The following is a 14,772-nucleotide window of genomic DNA, read 5'->3' on the forward strand; positions in this document are numbered from 1 at the left end:
ACAGACTTGCACCTTGAGTTAGGGGGGCGCATGGGCAGGATGACTGGCTTCTTGATGATCACGCTGCTTCTTCTGGCGTGCGGGCCTGCGCTGGCGGAGACCGTGCCGGTGAAGTACCACGGGCCGGTGTCGTTGGATGCCTTTGTTTGCGTCGAGGTGAGTGAGGGCAGCGACGTCACCCGGATCTGCTACGACTCGGCCGAGCGCTACATGGTCATTCGCCTGCGCTCGACTTACTACCACTACTGCGAAATCGACGCTGGCACAGTGCAGGGGCTGCGCTCGGCGGGGTCGAAGCGGCAGTACTTCGAGGCGCGGATCAAGGGCAGTGGGCGCGATGGGCTGTTCGACTGCAGGACGCATCCGGTTCCGAAGAAGTATCGGGGGTGAAGATTTTGCGGCGCGACGGCACTGCAAGGCGGCGTCGTGATCTTCGAAAGAGTTGAGCATGGCAAGGCTTCAGCAAGGGTCAGGTAGCGAGTGGGGGGGTCGACTCAGCCCGGAGCGTTTTGCGCGGGCACTCGCTGCGGCCGGAGTCCTGGCGGCGATAGATGCTAGCCGTCTGTCGGCAATGAATCCGAACCCGAAACTGATGCCTGCCTCGGCTGCTCAACTGCTGCGCGAGTTGTTGGCTGGACTGATTGAAAAAGAGTCACCTCTCCTGCGGTGGCAGATGCCAGTTGACGACAACGGGCAACTGCCGAACTGGATGCCAACTCCCGAAATACTCGATGAGATCTGGGACCAGTCGTTCAATGACCGCGAAAGGTGGTTTCGCCAGCGGCTTGCCATCGATGGCCATGGCAGGCACCGGATCGAGCCACCCAGGACCGGCGCACGTCTGCAACTTTCTGCCAGCTTCGATCTGCTCAAGGATGCCACCAAGTCGCTGGTCAATCGGGACACACGAATCGAGTCTCTGTCGGCTCGGATCTCCGTAAACAGGCCGAGACCCGAATGGAACTGGCCGATGAAGCTGCGCGTGCTGGCCACACCGGGTGTTGATCGGGCCGCGCTGAATGCGTTCCGCAAAGCGATTCTGGCGAATCGGGGTTGGATGGCCGACCACGTGAGGGTGCTGTCCGACGGCGATGACGACCGAGCCGACTTCACCCTGGTCTTCGCCGAGACGGGAGCCGCAGGCGACACCTTCCTTGGCAACTCGGAGGGCCAGGTCGATGCAGACTGCCTGATTGTCGCGACACCCATGTCGCAGAAGGACGTTGCACCAGCGCGCCCCGCGTCGGTGACCAAGATGATGCGCCGGCTCAAGGCCACTGGCCTCGTGTCCCAGTCGGGCATGCACGTCGGTGACGGGGCTGCGGTGTCCTGGGTGATCGAGTTCGTACGCGCGCTGTCCCACACGGTGACCGTCGATGTGGCGGCCATGCGTGCCGCGGAAAGGGCGAAGTTAAGTGCGCCGACGATGTGGCTCGGCAAGGCGTTGCTGGAACACGCCCACGTCAGCCGACGTCGGGCGATGCTCCTCTCGCAACTGAAGCAAGTCATTCCCTCCGAGGTGGTGAGAGGGATTCCGGGCTCGGCACTGCAAGCCCTCGGAGTCGACGCCTCGGTCAATGCCCGCGGGCTGGCACGGGCGTTGCGCACGCGCTTGACTCCCTTTGATTTCGACCGCGAGAGCAACGGCGCGTCCGTGATCGCTGCACTTGCCCTTGTTGTCGCCCGGATCCCGATCAGGCCGGTGGCAACTCGTCCGCCGACGAGGGACCTGGGCTCAGCACATCTCGATGTCTTGTTCGACGCTGCGGCACCTGAGCTTGGCGAGCTGACGTCTCCCAGTGCTTTGCGCTTCCTGCAAGCCCAACTGCTGCGTGTCGAGGGCAACCGACTGGTGGAAAGGTTCGATGCTCTGGCGCATCGTGGCGCCTGTTTTGTCCGCGTCCGGATCGGTGACGAGGACGGCGCATGGCCAGGCTTTGGCGAAGAGCCTTTCCGCACCGAGCTGTTGCCGCCTCCAGATCTGGACGGCTGGACACTGCAGGTTTACGTGTTCGCCAACTCAGGTGAGCAGGCTCAGAACGCGTCGCTTTTCCTACCCGTAGCAGGCAACAGCGAACCCATCGAGTTCAAATGCGTGGTGGGCGACGGTTCAGCACCCTTCAAGGCACGTGTCGTTGTCGCCCATGCCAACCGAGTGCTGCAGTCGGCTTGGCTCGAGGCTCCTGTCCAGGCCCGCAACGGTGACGTTCGCGGGGCCTTCTCCCGGGGCCTCGAGATGGTGATCAAGCAGGACCTGACAGGGCTCGACGAGCGGTGGAAGTTCGACGCCTTCCTGGTCGTGAATGACTCGCTGACGAACGGCCCTGGTGTGGCCATTGCCAGCGGGCCATCGGCTGTGCTGCGAACTCCTCCTGATCTTGCCAAGACAATCAACTTCATTGACGGGGAACTGAGCGAGGTCAGCGAGAAGCCGGAGCATTACGAAGGCGGTCTCGAGTCCAAGGCAGTCGTTCGGTTGCTCAGGAGCCTGGCCCAGTATGGGCGCGAGATGTTCGAGGCCATCGTTCAAGACCACGAGGTCGACCGGGCCCTGATCGACGCCGAGCGCGTGCAGGTGGTGGCTGCCGAGTCTTGGGCTCGACTTCCGATCGAGTTCTTCTACGACCAGCCCGCCCCAGGGGCGAGCGCGCCGCTCTGCCCGGGCGCAGCCAAGTGCCTGGGCGGCTCCATGGCCGCCGCACCCGCACCCTGCAATGACGCCTGTCCAGCGGCAGGGCCCGACGAAAAGGTGGTCTGCCCGAGAGGTTTCTGGGGCCTGCGCAAGGTGATCGAGTGGCATCGGCACAGCGGCGACAAGGTGCAGGTCGGCGACTTTCGGCTTCAATCGGAACCCGACACCCACCGCAAATCCATCAAGGCATTCCAGAGCATCCTGTTCGCGCACAGTGATCGAATGGACGCGCACAGCGCGCAAGCCTCTGCCGACGTGCTTGCCGCGCTGAAGGGAGCATCGAGTCACACATACACCGCAAGCGACTGGGACCTCTGGCGCACGGGAATCAGCAGCCACTCACCGCTGTTGATGGTGATGCTGCCGCACAACGAGGAGTCGCCCAACGAGCTGCCGGAACTGTCGATCGGTCCTGGAACGCTGGCGACGCATCGCTTGCTGCTGAGTTCGATCGACGACAGGGTCATCAAGGGCCCCAAGACCATGCCCGGCGCCATCGTGTTGCTGCTGGGTTGTGAGACAGGCGCACCGAAGACCTCCTATCTCGGCTACGTACCCAAGTTCAGGCGCTACGGAGCATCCATCATCGTCAGCACCGGTGCCGTCGTGCTGGGTAGGCAGATCTCGCCTATCTGCGTGCGCTTGATCAAGGGGCTCCAAGCTGCAGTGGCGAGTGGTCCCGCCCCGCTGGGCCAGGTGATGCTTCGTCTGCGGCGTGAAATGCTGGCTAATGGATTCCCTATTGTCCTGGCGCTGAGTGCATCAGGCGATGCGGATTGGTTGATCGAGTGAGGGGAGGTCGTATGTCCGTGTTCACCATCGAGTCACTGCCAGCGTCGTTCGGCGACGCCCTCTGGATCGAATACGGCGAGGAGGACCGCATTCATCACGTGCTGATAGACGGCGGTGTGGCCGGGACATTCGCTCATGTCGAAGCGAAGGTCCTGCAACTGAGTCGTCCCCGGAGACTCGAACTGCTGATGGTCACCCACGTCGACGAGGATCACATCGCCGGCATGGTCAAGCTGCTTGGCGCAGTACAGGATCTGGAACTGGACGTCAATGAAGTTTGGTTCAACGGCCGTGACCATCTGGACGGCAAGCAGGTCGCTCTGGACCGACTTGGGTCAAAGCAGGGCGAATTCCTGGCCGCCATGCTTTCGAAGCAGACGATCCACTGGAACAAGGCCTTCGAAGGGTGGCCCGTCGAGGTTTCCGCACGTGGTGCGCTGCCCTCTCGAATGCTTGCGGGCGGAATGCGTTTGACGGTGCTGTCTCCGGGGCGTCCGCAACTCGAGGCAATGATCAAGAAGTGGGACAAGGAACTCACTGACGCCAAGCCCAAAATCGACTGGACCGATGGCGATGCGGTGCTTGCGTTTCTTGAAGGGCAGCCCACGCTCAAACCCAGGGATGCACTCGGAGGCTCGCGCAACGTGGACGAACTGGTGAAGCAGCCGTTCGACCCCGACACGGCGGAAGCAAACGGGACCAGCATTGCCGTGCTCGCCGAGTTCGCCGACCGCGCCGTGCTGCTGGGCGCGGATGCCTACGCGCCAGTGCTTTCTGCATCGATCGACAGGCTGCTCAAGGAGCGCGACATCGAGCGCTTGCGTCTTCATCTCTTCAAACTTCCCCATCACGGCAGTGCAGGCAATATCAGCATCGACTTGCTCGACAAGCTCGACTGCGGGCACTACCTCGTCTCTACAAATGGCAAACGCTACAACCACCCCGATGGCGCAGCGATCGCCAGAATCGTGCGCCACGGTGGGGCAGATCCCTTCATCCACTTCAACTACCGCTCTGACTCCAGCGGGGTCTGGGACGATGAAGACCTGGGTCAGGGTATTGAGTATCACGCGTCCTATCCCGCCGATGGCGAGGAAGGCTGCGTGATTGATGTGGCGGGTCTGCCGCCATGAGCGGCCGCACGAAATAGCTGAAAATTTGGAGGCCTCGTCGCACTTGGGGAGCTTGCCGGATGATGTTGGCGCGAGCATCCGTCATTTGCATGACAACCGATGGCCGTCGTTGCTGATCCTCTCGGATGCGTTTCGAATTCGAGCTACTTGGCAATAGCCGCTTGCCCCGCCGCCTCAAGAATCAACCCCGCAATCTCCCGCGGATGGCTGATCAGCGACACATGGCTCGACGCGAGCTCGATCGTCTTCGCCTTCATCCGCGCCGCGACGAAGCGCTGCAATTCGGGCGACGTCGTGCGGTCCTGCGTCGACACCGCGTACCAGCTCGGCTTGCTGCGCCACGCGGCCGCCGTGGTGCGTGATGCGAAGAGCGTCTCCGCGATGCGGCCTTGCAACGCGTACAGCACGCGCGCCTTGGCGGCCGGCAGGTCGCCGGCGAAGTCGCGCAAGAAGGCCTCTTCGCTCAATTGCGCGAAGCCGCCCGACTTGACGAGCCCGGCGCTTGCCGGCGGCGTCGGGAACTTGGCGGCCAGCGCGCCGTAGTCTTCCCCCGCATCGGGCGCTCGCGCGGCCACGTAGACCAGTCCCACCACCTTCGGGTCCACGCCCGCCTCGCTGATCACCGTGCCGGCCCACGAGTGGCCGACCAGCAGCGTCGGGCCGTCTTGCAGCGCAAGGATGCGCTGGGTCGCCGCGACATCGTCGGCGAGCGAAGTCAATGGGTTCTGGACCGCGGTGGCGCGCAGGCCGGCGTGCTGCAGCAGTGCGATCACGTCGGACCAGCACGACCCGTCGGCATACGCGCCGTGCACGAGGACGACATTGCGCACGGCCGGTGCGGCGGCGGGTGCGGTGTCGGCCACGGCAAGGCGGGCGGAGGCGGCCAGTCCGACGGCAGCGGCAACACGGGTGGAGAACTGGCGGCGAGTGAACATGCGGCGTACCGGAAGTTGGATCCTGGTGCGTCGCAGCCGCAGCGCTGGTTCTTACACCGCTCGCGCGCGTTCAGCCTTCGTCGAGGTCGGTGAACTTGTCCGGGTCGACCAAGTCGCGCAGCGGCACGCGAAGGGCGTCGGCGAGGCGGCCCATGTTGTCGATCGAAATGTTGCGCCGCCCGAGTTCGACGCTGCTGACGTAAGGGCGGGTGATTCCTGCGTCCAGCCCGAGCGCTTCCTGCGACAGCTCCCTGGCGCGCCGCACCCGTCGCAAGTTGCGCGCGAATACGTCGCGGGCCGTCAGCTTCTTGCTCGAACTCTTTTTCATCCGCGAAGGATTGCGGCGTCTGCACAAGTCCTCCACCTTCTTTGGGTTTCCAAGTGTTAACTTAGGGGTACAAAACGAAGTCTTTGGATTGTTTTTTGAACGCCATGGGCTTCATTCAGGACCGCAACGGAAGCAGACGAAGGGGAATCCGGCATGAGAGCCTACGAAGTCAACTGCGTCACCCTGTCGGCCCCTCCGCCCAGCCACGAGCTGATCACCCACATCGGCGACAGCGAGCGGAAATGGCGCTTCGACATTGCGCAGGCGGTCCGCTGCATCGAGCGCGGCATCGAGCGCTACTACGTGGCCGATGCGTGGGGCCAACCGGGGTTGTACCTCGACGTCGTTCGCGAGCCCGGCCAGCCGCCCCATCTGCGAGCCCGCACCGCGCACGGTGCTTGGGGCAACCAGCTGCTGGCACTGCCGCGCTGCGGTCTCGACTGCGGCGCGCCGCCGGGGCGATCGCGCCGGGACGAGCCGGTCCGTCCGCCATGCCGCTGCCGCCTCGGCCGCTGACGCTTTTCGCCTACAGTCGGTCGCATGACGCTGCGCACCCACTATCCCCCGATCGAGCCATTGGAATCCGGCTTCATGCCGGCCGGCAACCTGCACTCGCTGCACTGGGAGCGATGCGGCAACCCGGCAGGCATCCCGGTCATCTTCGTGCACGGCGGCCCCGGTGCCGGCACCTCGCCGAACGACCGGCGCTTCTTCGACCCCGCCCGTTACCACATCGTGCTGCTCGACCAGCGCGGCGCCGGCCAGTCGACGCCTTCCGGCGAATGCCGCGAGAACACCACGCCGCTGCTGATCGCCGACCTGGAGCGCCTGCGCGAGCGGCTCGGCATCGAACAGTGGCTGGTGTTCGGCGGCTCGTGGGGCTCAACGCTGTCGCTCGCCTACGCGCAAGCCCATCCCGAACGCTGCCTCGGCCTGGTCCTGCGCGGCATCTGGCTCGCCAGCACCGAAGAACAGCAGTGGTGGCTGCATGGTATGCGGCAGTTCTATCCGAAGGAGTGGGAGGCGTTCGCGCAGGCCATTCCGCCGGCCGAGCGCGACGACCTGCTGGCCGCCTACCAGCGCCGCCTCAGCGATCCCGATCCCGCTGTGCACGCCCCCGCGGCGCGCGCGTGGAGCCACTACGAAGGCGCGTGCCTGCGGCTGATCCCGCTGCCGGTCGAGCCGCTGCGGCCCGACGATGCGGTCTTCGAATTGAACCTTGCGCGGCTCGAAGCGCACTACTTCATCAACGGCGCCTTCCTGACGCCGAACCAGCTGATCGCCGGCGTGCCGCGCATCGCGCACCTGCCGTGCACCATCGTGCACGGTCGCTACGACGTGATCTGCCCGGTGCGCTATGCCTTCGCGCTGGCCGATGCGTGGCCGTCGGCCAAGCTGGTCGTCGTGCCCGATGCCGGGCATTCGTCGATGGAACCGGGCATCACGTCGGAACTGGTCGCCGCGACCGATGCGTTCGCCGACAGCCATGGCCGCTGATGGACGAAGCGGTTCGTCGATTCACCGAGGCATCCACCGTCGAGCGCTTGCCCGGCGGGCAGGGCCGTTCGGTTCGTGCCGGCGCGCTGGTGCTGAAGCCGGTCGACGAACTCCGCAAACACGAGTGGCTGGGCGATGCGCTGGAGCGCGTGGACTTCGAGGGCCTGAAGGTGGCCGTGCCGGTGCGGTCGCGAGCCGGCCGGTGGTGCGAGCAGGGCCTGGGCGCCACGCGGTACTTCGGCGGCGGTTTTGTCGAAGGCCGGATCGCCGACAAGCTGGCGGCAGCCGATGCCTTCCATCGCGCGACCCGGCTCGTCGCCAGGCCGCCGGCTTTCGACGCGTGGCGCAGTCCGTGGATCGAAGCCGCCCGCGTGGCGTGGCACGAGCGCGGGCTGCCCGATGCCGCGCCGCAGGACGTCAAGGCCGTGCTGTCGTCGCTGCGGGCCCGGTGCGAGCCTGTCGACCTGCCGAGCCAGTTCGTCCACACCGACCTGGCAGGCAACATCCTGTTCGATGGCGATGCGCCGGTCGTCATCGACATTTCACCGGCTTTCCGGCCGGTCGCGTATGCGCACACGGTGCTCGTGGCCGACAGCGTCGCGTGGCACCACGAGCCGGCGGCGTCGCTGGAAGCGCTCGGTCTGGTGCCGTCCCTTCGGCGGCAGCTGGTGCTGCGCGCCGTGGTGTTCCGCCTGTGCGTTCCGCTCTTCGTCGATGTCGCGAACGCCGCGGCGTTCCACGCGACATGGCGCGAGTTCGAGCCGGTGCTGGCCTTCGAGGGCATCGTCGGCCCTTGAGCGGCCCGCGCCGTGCTTGAGCCGATCAGGCCCGCGCCGGCTTCCCGGCCGCGCGCTGCTTGCGCGCCAGCGCCAGGTTCGACGTGACCAGCGCCGCCGCCAGCGTGACCAGCCACGAGAAGTACACCCACAGCAGGAACACCGGAAACGCCGCGAAGCTGCCGTACACCGTTTTGTAGGTCGGCAGCTTCAGCACGTAGGCCGCGAAGCCGCGCTTGCCGAGCTCGAACGCGATGCCGGCGATCAGCCCGCCGATGGCCGCATCGCGCTTTCGCACGCGGGTGTTCGGCATGGTGTGGAAGAGGGCGGCCATCGCGATCGAGCCGATCAGTGCCGGCCCGAGCGTCAGGGCGAACTTGGCCCACGGCGGCAGCGTCTCGATCAGGCCGGCCGATGCGCTCACGGCATACGACGTGGCCCAGAGGCTCACGCCGAGCAGCGGCGGGCCGGCCGCGATCACCAACAGGTACAGGCCGACGCGCTTCAGGAACGGACGGTTCTTCTTGACCTTCCAGATCTGGTTCAGCGCGTTCTCCACCGTCAGCAGCAGCGCGACCGCGGTGACGACGAGGAACAGCGAGCCGACCAGCGTCAGCCCGCCGGCATTGGTCGCGAACTGCGCGAGGTAGCGCAACACGGTGCGCGAGATCTCCTCGGGCAGCAGGCTGCGCAGCAGGTGCTCCTCGATCGCGTCCTCGAGGCGCTTGAACATCGGGAAGCGGGTGAACAGCGCGAAGCACACCGCCAGGAAGGGCACCACCGACAGCACGGTCGTGAAGGTCAGGCTGCCGGCGATCTGCGGCAGGCGCTCGGCGCGGGCGCGCTGGATCGTGAGTCGGGTGAGGGTGATCATCGGGCGGCCATTCTGCATGAATGGGCCCCCTCGCCGACGCTCGGCCCGCGCACTCGCTACCATCACACGCCGATGATTCCACGCTTGTCTCGACGCAACCGCATTGCTGCCGTGGCCCTGGTGGTTGTCGCAACTGCGGCCGCTGCCTGCTTGGCGTGGCTGAAAGCCGAGCACCGGCCCGCCGAGGCCATCGCGGTGGCACAGGCCTTCGTGAATCAGCTGAACGCGCGCGGCGAGGGCTGCCGCGTCGATCGCCTGCTCGGCGTCTCGCCGCGCCAGACGAACGGGAACCGGCTGCGGCGCTGGGCCGCGGGCCGCAGCGTCGACGAGCCGGAGCTGCAGATGGAGTTCGACGGCGCGTGCCCGTTGCGCGTCACGCTGCGGTTGTCGGCCGGGGAAGGCTGGCAGGTCGTGAAGCATGGCACCCATGCAGGGTGAAGCGATGCACGATCGACGCCCTTCGAGTCGAGGGCACTCCGTACGGGTTGAGCTTGTCGAGACCCTGGTGCTGCGCGAACAGGCCCTTCGACAGGCTCAGGGCGAACGGTGTGGTGGGTCTGTCGAACGGAAATGACCCGTTCGGGCTGAGCTTGTCGAAGCCGCTGGCGTCGTGCGAGGTACCTCAGGCCGCCACCGGCGTGCGGATCAGGTGATCGAACGCCGACAGCGCCGCCTTCGCGCCATCGCCCGCGGCGATGATGATCTGCTTGAACGGCACCGTCGTCGCATCGCCCGCCGCGAACACGCCGGGCTGGTTCGTCGCGCCGCGCGCGTCGACGATGATCTCGCCGTGCTTGCTCAGCTCCAGCGTGCCCTTCAGGAACTCGGTGTTGGGCACCAGGCCGATCTGCACGAACACGCCCGCCAGCTCCACGCGGTGCTCGACACCCGTCGCGCGATCCTTGTAGACCAGGCCGTTCACCTTCTGCCCGTCGCCGGTGATCTCGGTGGTCTGCGCGTTGGTGTGCACCGTCACGTTCGGCAGGCTGTGCAGCTTCTTCACCAGCACCGCGTCGGCCTTCAGCGTGTCGGCGAACTCGACCACGGTGACGTGGGCCACCAGGCCGGCCAGGTCGATCGCGGCTTCGACGCCCGAGTTGCCGCCGCCGATCACCGCCACCGCCTTGCCCTTGAACAGCGGGCCGTCGCAGTGCGGGCAGTAGGCCACGCCCTTGTTCTTGTACTCGGCCTCGCCGGGCACGTTGACGTTGCGCCAGCGCGCGCCGGTCGACAGGATCACGCTGCGGCTCTTCAGCGCGGCGCCGTTCTCCAGCGTCACGGTGATCTCGCCGCCCGGTTGCGCGGCCGGCTCCAGCGCCGCGACGCGCTGGCCGTTCATGATGTCGACCTCGTAGACACGGGCGTGCGCTTCCAGCGCGGCCGCGAACTTCGGGCCCTGCGTCTCGAGGATCGACACGTAGTTCTCGATGCCCAGCGTGTCCAGCGTCTGCCCGCCGAAGCGCTCGGCGACGATGCCGGTGCGGATGCCCTTGCGCGCCGCATACACGGCCGCCGCCGCGCCGGCCGGGCCGCCGCCGACGATCAGCACGTCGAACGCGTCCTTCTGGCCCAGCTTGGCCGCCACGCGCGCCGAAGCGCCGGTGTCGACCTTGGTCAGGATCTCGGAGACCTCCATGCGGCCCGAGCCGAACACCTCGCCGTTCAGGTAGACGGTCGGCACGGCCATGATCTGGCGGCCTTCGACCTCGTCCTGGAACAGGCCGCCGTCGATCGCGACGTGCTTGATGCGCGGGTTCAGCACCGCCATCAGGTTCAGCGCCTGCACGACGTCGGGGCAGTTGTGGCAGGTCAGCGACATGTAGGTCTCGAACACGAAATCGCCGCCGTCTTCGCGGGTCAGCGACTTGATCTGCTCGATCACCTCCGCCTCGACCTTCGGCGGGTGGCCGCCGGCCTGCAGCAGCGCCAGCACCAGCGAGGTGAACTCGTGGCCCATCGGGATCGCGGCGAAGCGCACGCCCATGCCGGCACCGGCACGGCTGACGTTGAACGACGGGCGGCGCGCATCGCTGCCGTCGAAACGCACGCTGACCAGCTCGCTCAGGCCGGCGATCTCCTGCAGCAGCTCGCGCATCTCGGCCGAGGCGGGACGGTCATCGAGCGACGCCACCAGTTCGACCGGCTGCGTCAGGCGTTGCAGGTAGCCCTTGAGCTGGGCCTGGAGGGTGGCGTCCAACATGTGATGGTCCTTTGAGTCGTTCGTGTTCGGGAAAAGCTCCGCCCGGGCGGCCCCGCCCGAAGGCAGGGCCGCAGGGCGGCCTGGCAGGGGAAAAAACGAGAGAGAGGTCTTAGATCTTGCCGACGAGGTCGAGCGACGGCGTCAGCGTGGCGGCGCCTTCGTTCCACTTGGCCGGGCAGACCTGGCCGGGGTTCTTCGCGACGTACTGTGCGGCCTTCAGCTTGCGCAGCGTTTCCTTCACGTCACGCGCGATCGCGTTGTCGTGCACTTCGACGGTCTTGATGACGCCATCGGGGTTGATGACGAAGGTGCCGCGCAGCGCCAGGCCTTCTTCCTCGATGTGCACGCCGAACGCGCGCGTCAGCTTGTGCGTCGGGTCGCCGATCAGCGGGAACTTGGCCTTGCCGACGGCCGGCGAGGTTTCGTGCCACACCTTGTGCGCGAAGTGGGTGTCGGTCGTGACGATGTAGACCTCGGTGCCCAGCTTCTGGAATTCGGCGTAGTTGTCGGCCGCGTCTTCGACTTCGGTCGGGCAGTTGAAGGTGAAGGCGGCCGGCATGAAGATCAGCGTCGACCACTTGCCCTTCAGGCTGGCTTCGGTGACCTCGATGAACTTGCCGTTGTGGAAAGCTTCAACCTTGAACGGCTGGACTTGGGTGTTGATCAGCGACATCGTGTGATTTCCTTGGTGCTTGGTTGGAAGAAAAAACGAACTGGCGAAACGCATTTTGGCCGCAGTGCAGCATTTGTGGGATTAATTGACTAGATCAAGTCGATGGTCAAAAACTATCGATCGACAAGGGTCGATGAAGCTCAGAGTCGCATCGGGCTGACGACGTACCTGAAGCCGTCGCGCTGCGCAAAGGTGAACAGCACGGCGGACGCGGCGTCCTGCAGCGCGATCGTCACCATCTCGGCGTCGGTCTCGGCCAGCATCTCGGTCAGGTAGGTCACGTTGAAGCCGATCTCGATCGGCGCGCCGGCATAGTCGACTTCGAGGTCTTCGTCGGCCTCCTCGCGCTCGGCATTGGTCGACACGATGCGCAGCACGCCCGGCGCCACGCTGAGGCGGATGCCGCGGAACTTGTCGCTGGTCATCAGCGAGGCGCGCTGCAGGCAGTCGAGCAGTGCCACGCGGCCGAGCGTGACGGCATGCGGGTTCGCCTTCGGGATCGTGCGCTCGAAATCGGGGAAGCGGGCCTCGATCAGCTTGGTGATGAAGCGGATGCCGTTCAGGTCGAAGCTCGCCTGTGCCGGCGCGAGGCGGATCTCGACGCTGGACTCGCCGTCATCCTGGCCCGCGCCGCCCCGCAGATGGCGCTGCAGCTCGTGCACCGCCTTGCGCGGCACGATCGCCTGCTGCGTCGGCAGGTCGGCGTCGACCGAGGCTTCGGCCAGCGCGAGCCGGTTGCCGTCGGTCGCGACGAGGCGGATGCGCCGCCCGTCGGTCGCGAGCAGCATGCCGTTGAAGAAGTAGCGGATGTCGTGCGTGGCCATCGCGAAGGCCACCTGGTCGACCAGCGACTTCAGCACCGCCTGCGGCAGGCGCAGCGTCGCCGTGGTGTCCGTGGCGCGCGCGACCAGCGGGAACTGCTCGGCCGGCAGCGTGTGCAGCATGAAGCGGCTGCGGCCGCCGTGCAGCCGCAACCGGCCGGGTTCGGCGCTCAGCGTGACGACCTGGTCCGCCGGCATCGCACGCAGGATGTCGACCAGCTTGCGCGCCGACACCGTCGTCGCGAAGTCGCCGGCATCGCCACCCAGCTCGACCTGGTGGCCGACCTCGATGTCGAGGTCCGACGTGGTGAGGGCGATCGACGTGCCGGTCTTGCGGATCAGCACGTTGGCGAGGATGGGCAGCGTGTGGCGCCGCTCGACGATGCCGCAGACGGCCTGCAGCGCGGCCAGCAGCTTCGCCTGGGTTGCCTTCAGCACGATCATCGGCGGCTCCTCACGGCTGCGTGGGCTTGGCCTGGCCGAACAGCTGCGCCTGTTCGGCGGAGTGCTTGGCGGCGAAGCTGCGCATGAAGTCGCGCAGCACTTCAGAGGCGGCCAGCCCCTGCGACTGGCAAGCCTGCACGAAGGCATCGCGCAGCTCGCGCTCGATGCGGATCCGCATCCCGGCGTCTTTGGTGTTCATCGGTGTTTCCGGGTTTGGATACACACATGTGTATCCATCATCCGGAAACTATACCGTGGATCAGAACGGTGCGATGTCGGCCTCGCCGGCGTTGGCGCGAAGCTGGGCGTGCAGGTCGGCGATCTTCAGCTTCAGCGCGGCATTCTCGGCCGTCAGCACGGCGACGCGCTGCTGCAGTGCCTCGAGCGTGTCGGTGGCGCCTTCGGACGCAGCCGGCTCCGGCGGCGGGGCGGTGGTGGTCGCCGCGTCGTCGGCCGGCGCCCGGCGGCGCGAATCGCGCGCCCGCTTCGCCGCCTGCTTCAGTTCGTCCTTGCCGGCGGCTGCGGCCGCCACCTGCTCTTCGGCCGGCAGGCTCGCCACCGCCGCCGCGGCGTTGATCGAGATCGTGCCGGCCTTGATCGCCTCGACCAGCTCGGGCGCGGCCTGCTTGCGGATCTTCTCGATCAGCACGACCTGGTTGCTGCTGATGCGCGCGGCCTTCGCGAGCGCCTCGCGGGTGTCGAGCGCTGCGGCGTTTGCGGCCGGCGCGGGCGACGCGGTCTCGGCCGGTTCGGCCAGGCGGCGCGCGCGCTGCCCGGCGACGATCTCGCGCTTGCGCAGCGCGAGCACGCCGCGCTGGTAGTCCGACAGGCTGCGCCGGCCGAGGTGCTGGTCGATCATCCACAGGTGCACGTCTTCCAGCGACTGGAAGCGCGTGCTCTGCACCGTCTGGAACGGCAGCCCGTGCTTGCGGCAGATGCCGTAGCGGTTGTGCCCGTCGACCAGCATGTCGCCCCACAGCACCAGCGCGTCGCGGCAGCCTTCGGCGAGGATGCTGCGTTCCAGCGCATCGTGTTCGTCGGGCGTCAACGGGTCGATGTAGGCTTTGAGTTCTTCGTTGACGACGAGGTCCATGGGCGCGGGTTCGATCTGAGGCAAAAGGGGGCGCATTGTAGAGAGCCGCGATGGATGCCCCGACAATCGCCCGATGCTGCTCCGCATCCACCACGCCGCCATCATCTGCGCCGACTACGCGGTCTCGAAGCGCTTCTACACCGAGACGCTCGGGCTCGCGGTGATCGCCGAACACTTCCGCGCACAGCGCAACTCGTACAAGCTCGACCTGGCCTTGCCCGACGGCTCGCAGGTCGAGCTGTTCTCGTTCGACAACGCACCACCGCGCCCGTCGTACCCCGAGGCGCGCGGCCTGCGCCACCTGGCGTTCGAGGTCGGCGACGTCGCGCAGTGCAAGGCGGCGCTCGAAGCCAGGGGCGTGGCGGTGGAAGACATCCGCGTCGACGAGTACACCGGCCGGCGCTTCGTGTTCTTCGCCGATCCGGACGGGTTGCCGCTGGAGCTGTACGAAGCCTCCTCCTGATCTTCGCGAGTTGTGCCGCCCGGCCATTTCAGCGACATTCCCGGATTACCC

Annotated in this window: 16 protein-coding genes; 8 read left to right on the forward strand and 8 right to left on the reverse strand. The window is 66.5% G+C overall.

Features of this window, described 5'->3' with window-relative positions; translation table 11 throughout:
* Positions 1–54 precede the first annotated feature (54 nt).
* The 3 genes from ASC98_RS17625 to ASC98_RS17635 all read left to right on the forward strand — a co-directional run bounded on the left by ASC98_RS17625 (position 55) and on the right by ASC98_RS17635 (position 4,617).
* Complete coding sequence (locus ASC98_RS17625) at positions 55–390, forward strand: KTSC domain-containing protein (RefSeq protein ID WP_235581305.1); 336 nt, start codon at positions 55–57, stop codon at positions 388–390.
* Between the two features lie 181 nt (positions 391–571).
* Positions 572–3,484, forward strand: coding sequence for a hypothetical protein (locus ASC98_RS17630; protein WP_157597723.1), 2,913 nt, complete (start codon positions 572–574; stop codon positions 3,482–3,484).
* A gap of 11 nt (positions 3,485–3,495) precedes the next feature.
* Complete coding sequence (locus tag ASC98_RS17635) at positions 3,496–4,617, forward strand: ComEC/Rec2 family competence protein (protein WP_056811123.1); 1,122 nt, start codon at positions 3,496–3,498, stop codon at positions 4,615–4,617.
* A 143-nt stretch (positions 4,618–4,760) separates the two neighbouring features.
* On the opposite strand, the gene ASC98_RS17640 is transcribed toward ASC98_RS17635, so the two are convergent.
* Both ASC98_RS17640 and ASC98_RS17645 read right to left on the reverse strand, forming a co-directional pair.
* Positions 4,761–5,552 carry an alpha/beta fold hydrolase gene (locus tag ASC98_RS17640; RefSeq protein WP_056811121.1) on the reverse strand — a complete coding sequence of 264 codons (792 nt, stop codon included), beginning with the start codon at positions 5,550–5,552 and terminating at the stop codon, positions 4,761–4,763.
* 70 nt (positions 5,553–5,622) lie between these two features.
* Positions 5,623–5,907, reverse strand: coding sequence for a helix-turn-helix transcriptional regulator (locus tag ASC98_RS17645; protein WP_235581306.1), 285 nt, complete (start codon positions 5,905–5,907; stop codon positions 5,623–5,625).
* A gap of 126 nt (positions 5,908–6,033) precedes the next feature.
* Between ASC98_RS17645 and ASC98_RS17650 the strand changes: the two genes are divergently transcribed.
* From ASC98_RS17650 to ASC98_RS17660, 3 genes are read left to right on the forward strand one after another with little or no spacing between them, the layout of a single operon-like run.
* Positions 6,034–6,396, forward strand: a complete 363-nt coding sequence (locus ASC98_RS17650; RefSeq protein ID WP_056811115.1) for a hypothetical protein — start codon at positions 6,034–6,036, stop codon at positions 6,394–6,396.
* A 24-nt stretch (positions 6,397–6,420) separates the two neighbouring features.
* Positions 6,421–7,377 carry a prolyl aminopeptidase gene (gene pip, locus ASC98_RS17655; protein WP_056811112.1) on the forward strand — a complete coding sequence of 319 codons (957 nt, stop codon included), beginning with the start codon at positions 6,421–6,423 and terminating at the stop codon, positions 7,375–7,377.
* Positions 7,377–8,174, forward strand: coding sequence for a phosphotransferase (locus ASC98_RS17660; protein WP_056811109.1), 798 nt, complete (start codon positions 7,377–7,379; stop codon positions 8,172–8,174). The genes pip and ASC98_RS17660 overlap by 1 nt, the downstream gene beginning before the upstream one ends.
* Positions 8,175–8,199: 25 nt before the next feature.
* Here the strand turns inward: ASC98_RS17660 and ASC98_RS17665 are convergent, their stop codons facing one another.
* Complete coding sequence (locus tag ASC98_RS17665; RefSeq protein ID WP_056811107.1) at positions 8,200–9,027, reverse strand: YihY family inner membrane protein; 828 nt, start codon at positions 9,025–9,027, stop codon at positions 8,200–8,202.
* A gap of 150 nt (positions 9,028–9,177) precedes the next feature.
* Between ASC98_RS17665 and ASC98_RS17670 the strand changes: the two genes are divergently transcribed.
* Positions 9,178–9,465, forward strand: a complete 288-nt coding sequence (locus ASC98_RS17670; protein ID WP_157597724.1) for a hypothetical protein — start codon at positions 9,178–9,180, stop codon at positions 9,463–9,465.
* Between the two features lie 184 nt (positions 9,466–9,649).
* Here ASC98_RS17670 and ahpF read toward each other — a convergent pair whose 3' ends face one another.
* The 5 genes from ahpF to ASC98_RS17695 all read right to left on the reverse strand — a co-directional run bounded on the left by ahpF (position 9,650) and on the right by ASC98_RS17695 (position 14,258).
* The gene (ahpF, locus tag ASC98_RS17675) at positions 9,650–11,227 is read right to left on the reverse strand and encodes an alkyl hydroperoxide reductase subunit F (protein ID WP_056811102.1); all 1,578 of its coding nucleotides are present in this window, start codon (positions 11,225–11,227) and stop codon (positions 9,650–9,652) included.
* A gap of 109 nt (positions 11,228–11,336) precedes the next feature.
* On the reverse strand, positions 11,337–11,900 hold the full coding sequence (ahpC, locus tag ASC98_RS17680; RefSeq protein WP_047511617.1) for an alkyl hydroperoxide reductase subunit C: 564 nt from the start codon (positions 11,898–11,900) through the stop codon (positions 11,337–11,339).
* Between the two features lie 140 nt (positions 11,901–12,040).
* Positions 12,041–13,165, reverse strand: a complete 1,125-nt coding sequence (gene dnaN, locus ASC98_RS17685) for a DNA polymerase III subunit beta (RefSeq protein ID WP_056811099.1) — start codon at positions 13,163–13,165, stop codon at positions 12,041–12,043.
* A 10-nt stretch (positions 13,166–13,175) separates the two neighbouring features.
* Positions 13,176–13,364 (reverse strand): hypothetical protein, encoded by a 189-nt coding sequence (locus ASC98_RS30555; protein WP_056811096.1) that lies wholly within the window; start codon positions 13,362–13,364, stop codon positions 13,176–13,178.
* Positions 13,365–13,424: 60 nt separating this feature from the next.
* Positions 13,425–14,258, reverse strand: coding sequence for a hypothetical protein (locus ASC98_RS17695; RefSeq protein WP_056811092.1), 834 nt, complete (start codon positions 14,256–14,258; stop codon positions 13,425–13,427).
* A gap of 73 nt (positions 14,259–14,331) precedes the next feature.
* Between ASC98_RS17695 and ASC98_RS17700 the strand changes: the two genes are divergently transcribed.
* Positions 14,332–14,721, forward strand: a complete 390-nt coding sequence (locus ASC98_RS17700; protein ID WP_056811089.1) for a VOC family protein — start codon at positions 14,332–14,334, stop codon at positions 14,719–14,721.
* Positions 14,722–14,772 lie beyond the last annotated feature (51 nt).

Origin of the sequence: Rhizobacter sp. Root1238 (assembly GCF_001425825.1) — a bacterium.
Lineage (GTDB): Bacteria > Pseudomonadota > Gammaproteobacteria > Burkholderiales > Burkholderiaceae_C > Rhizobacter.

Excerpts from the sequence above, each read along its gene's own strand:
- ASC98_RS17665 (WP_056811107.1), bottom strand. The coding sequence starts at position 9,027 with ATGATCACCCTCACCCGACTCACGATCCAGCGCGCCCGCGCCGAGCGC.
- pip (WP_056811112.1), top strand. The coding sequence starts at position 6,421 with ATGACGCTGCGCACCCACTATCCCCCGATCGAGCCATTGGAATCCGGC.
- dnaN (WP_056811099.1), bottom strand. The coding sequence starts at position 13,165 with ATGATCGTGCTGAAGGCAACCCAGGCGAAGCTGCTGGCCGCGCTGCAG.
- ASC98_RS17700 (WP_056811089.1), top strand. The coding sequence starts at position 14,332 with ATGCTGCTCCGCATCCACCACGCCGCCATCATCTGCGCCGACTACGCG.
- ASC98_RS17635 (WP_056811123.1), top strand. The coding sequence starts at position 3,496 with ATGTCCGTGTTCACCATCGAGTCACTGCCAGCGTCGTTCGGCGACGCC.
- ASC98_RS17695 (WP_056811092.1), bottom strand. The coding sequence starts at position 14,258 with ATGGACCTCGTCGTCAACGAAGAACTCAAAGCCTACATCGACCCGTTG.
- ahpF (WP_056811102.1), bottom strand. The coding sequence starts at position 11,227 with ATGTTGGACGCCACCCTCCAGGCCCAGCTCAAGGGCTACCTGCAACGC.
- ASC98_RS17650 (WP_056811115.1), top strand. The coding sequence starts at position 6,034 with ATGAGAGCCTACGAAGTCAACTGCGTCACCCTGTCGGCCCCTCCGCCC.
- ASC98_RS17630 (WP_157597723.1), top strand. The coding sequence starts at position 572 with ATGAATCCGAACCCGAAACTGATGCCTGCCTCGGCTGCTCAACTGCTG.
- ASC98_RS30555 (WP_056811096.1), bottom strand. The coding sequence starts at position 13,364 with ATGAACACCAAAGACGCCGGGATGCGGATCCGCATCGAGCGCGAGCTG.
- ahpC (WP_047511617.1), bottom strand. The coding sequence starts at position 11,900 with ATGTCGCTGATCAACACCCAAGTCCAGCCGTTCAAGGTTGAAGCTTTC.
- ASC98_RS17625 (WP_235581305.1), top strand. The coding sequence starts at position 55 with ATGATCACGCTGCTTCTTCTGGCGTGCGGGCCTGCGCTGGCGGAGACC.
- ASC98_RS17640 (WP_056811121.1), bottom strand. The coding sequence starts at position 5,552 with ATGTTCACTCGCCGCCAGTTCTCCACCCGTGTTGCCGCTGCCGTCGGA.
- ASC98_RS17660 (WP_056811109.1), top strand. The coding sequence starts at position 7,377 with ATGGACGAAGCGGTTCGTCGATTCACCGAGGCATCCACCGTCGAGCGC.